General features: G+C 76.9%; 4 protein-coding genes. 3 read left to right on the top strand and 1 reads right to left on the bottom strand.

Annotated elements, in window-relative coordinates:
* Positions 1-188 precede the first annotated feature (188 nt).
* Positions 189-656: a nitroreductase/quinone reductase family protein gene (locus NH602_RS28455; protein ID WP_218899184.1), complete on the top strand. Its 468-nt coding sequence runs from the start codon at positions 189-191 to the stop codon at positions 654-656.
* Positions 657-696: 40 nt separating this feature from the next.
* Positions 697-1479 carry an LLM class flavin-dependent oxidoreductase gene (locus tag NH602_RS28450; RefSeq protein WP_253069415.1) on the top strand — a complete coding sequence of 261 codons (783 nt, stop codon included), beginning with the start codon at positions 697-699 and terminating at the stop codon, positions 1477-1479.
* Here the strand turns inward: NH602_RS28450 and NH602_RS28445 are convergent.
* A complete protein-coding gene (locus NH602_RS28445) occupies positions 1463-3160 on the bottom strand; it encodes a class I adenylate-forming enzyme family protein (protein ID WP_253069414.1) in 1698 nt (565 codons plus the stop codon). The two genes, NH602_RS28450 and NH602_RS28445, sit on opposite strands and share 17 nt — an antisense overlap.
* Before the next feature lie 144 nt (positions 3161-3304).
* Here NH602_RS28445 and NH602_RS28440 point away from each other — a divergent pair, with 144 nt between their 5' ends.
* Entirely contained in the window at positions 3305-4384 is a 1080-nt protein-coding gene (locus NH602_RS28440) for an AbrB family transcriptional regulator (RefSeq protein ID WP_253069413.1), read from the top strand.
* Positions 4385-4452: the final 68 nt, after the last annotated feature.

The following is a 4452-nucleotide window of genomic DNA, read 5'->3' as shown; positions in this document are numbered from 1 at the left end:
CCCGCGACGAGGCCGACCGCGCCGCCCGGGACGCCGCGGGGCGGGCCGAGCGGGCCGAGGAGGACCTGGCCCGGGCCGAGGAGGCGCTGGACGGGCTGCGGTCGGACTGAGCCCCCTCCGCTGCGACGCCCCGCGCCCGCCCGCCGGCCCGTGGCATCCTGACCCGGATCCGAGAACGAGGAGCCCCCGTGTCCGACGATCCCCGCCGTCACATCCGTGCCCCGCAGCAGATCAAGCACCTGAACGACGACCTGCTCGCCCGGCGCGACCGTGGTGAGCTGCCGTTCGAGCTGCCCGTCCTGACCGTCCCCGGCCGGCGCAGCGGGACACCCCGGCACACGCCGCTGACGGTGTACGCGACCGGCGGGAAGCGGTTCGTCGTCGGCGGGTTCCCGGGCGCGGACTGGATCGTCAACGTCCGGGCCGCGGGCGGGCGGGCCACGCTGAGCACGGGGCCCGACGCCGACCCGGAGCCCGTCGTGCTGGTGGAGGTGCCGCCGGAGCAGGCGCGCCCGGTGCTGGAGGCGTGGCCACAGGTCACCCCGGAGGGCGTCGGGATCATGGTGGAGAACGGGGTCGTCGCCGAGCCGACGCCCGAGGCGCTGGGAGCCCTGACCGGCATCTGCCCGGTGTTCCGCATCGACCCGGCCCGGTAGCCGTACGACGCCGGCGGCTCCGCGTGGCACGGTGACCGCCATGGACATCGGCATCGTCTTCCGGCCCGAGCTGCCCCCCGAGGAGCTGCCGGGCGTGGCCCGTGACGTCGAGGCCGCGGGGCTGGACCAGCTCTGGCTGTGGGAGGACTGCTTCCTGCACGGCGGGACCGCCACCGCGGCCGTCGCGCTGGCCCGCACCGACGCCCTGACCGTCGGGGTCGGGCTGTTCCCGGTGCCGCTGCGGAACCCGGCGGTCGTCGCCATGGAGACCGCCTCGCTCGCCCGGCTGTTCCCGGGCCGCTACCTGCCGGTCCTCGGGCACGGCGTGCTCGACTGGATGGGCCAGGTCGGCAACCGGGTCGCCTCGCCGCTGACCCTGCTCGCCGAGCACACGACCGCGGTACGGGACCTGCTCGCCGGTCGCGAGGTCACCCGCTCCGGGCGCTACGTCTCCCTGGACCGGGTCCGGCTCGACCACCCGCCGACGACCGTCCCACCGGTGCTGGTCGGCGGGCGCGGGCCGCGCACCCTGCGGCTGGCCGGGGACCTCGCCGACGGGGTCCTGCTCGACTCGGGCCTGCCCCCCGCCGACGTCCGGTCCTCGCTCGACGCGTGCGGCCCGGGCGGCGCCGCGGACGGGTTCCGGCGCATCGGCTACGTCGCGCTGCCGGAGCACCGGGCCGAGGTGGAGGCGGTCGTCCGGAGCCACGCCGCGGCCGGGCCGGACACCGTCGTCCTGGTCCCGCCGGCCGGCGCCCCGGACCCGCGTCCCTGGCTGGAGGCCGTGGCCGCGGCCCGCAGGACGCTCACGCCGGAGCGGTGAACCCCGAGCGCAGCTCCCGCTTGCGGACCTTCCCGGTCGCCGTCCTGGGCAGCGGCTCGTCGGTCCACCGCACGTGCGCGGGCGCGGCGAACTCCCCCACCCGCGCGGCGACGGCGGCGCGGACGGCGTCGTCGTCGCGGGCCGCTCCGGGGCGGGCCCGGACCAGTGCGGCGACCTCCTCGCCCAGGCGCGGGTGCGGCACGCCGAGCACCGCCACCTCCAGCACCCCGTCGACGGTGTGGATCGCCGCCTCCACCTGCGCGGAGTACACGTTCTCCCCACCGCGCAGCACGACATCCTTCAACCGGTCCACGACGTACACCCAGCCGTCGGTCACGTGCCCCAGGTCGCCGGTGCGGAACCAGCCGTCGACGAACGCCTCGGCGTCGGCGTCGGGCCGGTTCCAGTAGCCGCGGACGACGTTCGGGCCGCGGAACCACAGCTCGCCGACCTCGCCGTCGCGCAGCGCCTCCCCGTCCGGGCCGGCGACCCGCAGCCGGGCCCCCGGCGCGGGCCGGCCGACCGAGTCGGGACGGGCCCGGTACTCGGACCCGGTGTTCGCGCAGATCGCCGAGGTCGTCTCGGTCAGGCCGTAGCCGTTCGCGGCCCCGGCGCCGAGGTCGCGCCCGATCCGCGCGACGAGCTCGGGCGGCACGGGTGCCCCGCCCATCCCGACCGTCCGCAACGACGCGAGGTCGGCGGGGTCGGCGCCGTCGAGCAGCGCCGCCGTCGTCGACGGGACACCGTTGGAACGGGTCAGCCGCTCGGACCGGACGACGGCCCGCGCCGCGGCCGGGTCCCAGCGGTGCAGGGTCGCGAGCTTCGCCCCGCCGAGCACGGCGCCGACGAGTCCGTTGATGCCGGCGATGTGGAACATCGGGTACATCAGCAGCGTCCCCTGCTGCCCCGGCGGCGGTCCCACCCCGGAGTCGAGCGCGGTGGCGCGGGCCTGCAGCGCGACGTTGAGCAGGTTCGTCACGTGGTTGCGGTGGGTGCCGACCGCGCCCTTCGGTCGGCCGGTGGTGCCGGAGGTGTAGAGGATCGTCGCGTCGTCGTCCGGGCCGGGCGCGGTGACCCCGACCGGGTCACCGGGGCCGTCGGTGCGCAGCCCGAGGTCCTCCCACCCGGTCACCGGACCGGGCTCGGGCGCGCCGCCCCCGCGGACCCGGACGACCGGCACCCCGGTGCCGCTCCCACCGCACAGGGCGGCGCACCGTTCCGGGTCGGCCACGACCAGCCCGGCACCGGAGTCGGCCACCGCCCACGCCAGCTCGGGTGCGCTCCACCAGGCGTTCAGCGGGACGACGACCAGCCCCGCGACCTGGGCGGCGAAGAAGACCACCGGCCACTCCGGCAGGTTCCGCATCGCGATCGCGACCCGGTCGCCGGGGCGCAGCCCGAACCGTCCGGTGAGCACGCAGGCCAGGTCGGCGACCAGGCTCCGGTGCTCGCCGTAGGTGCGACGCTCGCCGTGGTGGACGGTGAACGTGCGCTCCGGCCACGCCGCCGTCGCCGCCCACAGCTCGGCCAGGGTGTGCGGGCCACGCCGGTAGACCCGCATCGCGGCGCCGCGCACGTCGGCGTCGACCAGCTCGAACTCCCCGCCGGGCGCGGTCAGTGCGGCGATCACCGGGCCGAGCCCGGTGGTCGCGGCGGTGTCGTCTCTCGGGGTGTCTCGCATCGGCGCACCTCCTCGTGCCCGTCCGTCCTACCCCGGCGGGGTCCGGAGGGGAAGCCGTGGTCGTTCGCTCTCGACAACGATCGTGTCCCGACTCACCGCGCACCAGTACGCCTGTCCCATTTAGGCTCGGGTCGTGATCACACGGTGAGCCCCCGCCCGTCGCTGTCCGGATGGTGGCGCTGGCTGCTGCTCGCCGCGCTGACCGTGCTCGTGACCGCCGGGCTCGCCGCGGTCGACGTGCCCTCCCCCGCCCTGTTCGCCGGGCTGCTGGTCGCGACCGTCCTCGCCCTGACCGGGCTCGGCCCCGCGCGGGTCGCCCGCCCGGCGACGTCGGGTGCGCAGGCGGTCATCGGCGTCGTCATCGGCCTGCTCGCCCGCCCGGACACCCTGGCCGCGGTGGCAGCCGAGTGGCTGCCGGTCCTGCTGATCAGCCTCGCGACGCTGCTGGTCAGCATGGGATCCGGACTCCTCATGGGTCTGCAGCGGGGGGTCACTCCGCTCACCGGGATGCTCGCGCAGACCGCGGGCGGCGCGTCCGGGCTCGTCGCGATCAGCCGCGAGCTGGGTGGCGACGAGCGCACCGTCGCCGTCATCCAGTACCTGCGGGTCGGGCTGGTCACCGCGACGATGCCGGTGGTCGCCGCGGTCGTCTACGGCGCCTCCCCCGGCGCACCTGCCGCCGCGCCCACCGGCCCCGGCGCGCCGTGGTGGGTCGGGCTCGCGGTGACCGCGCTGTGCGTGGGCGTCGGCGTCCCGCTCGGGAAGCTCGCCCGGGTCCCCGCCGGTGCGCTGCTCGGACCGATGGTGGTGGCGCTGGTCATCAGCCTGGCCGGGTTCTCCTTCGCCGCGTCGGTGCCGCTGCCGCTCGTCGACGTCGCCTACGCCGTCATCGGCTGGCAGGCCGGGCTGCGCTTCACCCGGGCCGCGCTCGGCACCGTCGCGCGGGTGCTGCCGCTGGCGACCGCGCTGATCCTGGGCGTCGTCGCGCTCTGCGCCGGACTGGGGCTGCTGCTGTCGCACTTCACCGGCATGACCCCGCTGGAGGGCTACCTCGCGACCACCCCGGGCGGGGTGTACGCGGTGCTGGCGACGGCGATCTCCTCCGGCGTGGACGTCACCTCGGTGGTCGCGGTGCAGGTGCTGCGGGTGATCCTGATGCTGCTGGTCGCGCCGTGGATCGCGCGACTGGTCGGCCGGCGGCTCGGCCCGGGCGGCGCGGCCTGAGGCCCGCTCAGCGGACCCGCGCGACCCTCCCCGGCGGCGGCGCCGGGACCGCACCGGGGTGCAGCAGG

Origin of the sequence: Pseudonocardia sp. McavD-2-B (genome assembly GCF_024124365.1) — a bacterium.
GTDB classification, from domain to species: domain Bacteria; phylum Actinomycetota; class Actinomycetes; order Mycobacteriales; family Pseudonocardiaceae; genus Pseudonocardia; species Pseudonocardia alni.
The sequence above is the reverse complement of the archived record's forward strand: the minus strand, read 5'-3'. Positions and strand labels throughout refer to the sequence as shown.

Excerpts from the sequence above, each read along its gene's own strand:
- NH602_RS28450 (WP_253069415.1), top strand. The coding sequence starts at position 697 with ATGGACATCGGCATCGTCTTCCGGCCCGAGCTGCCCCCCGAGGAGCTG.
- NH602_RS28445 (WP_253069414.1), bottom strand. The coding sequence starts at position 3,160 with ATGCGAGACACCCCGAGAGACGACACCGCCGCGACCACCGGGCTCGGC.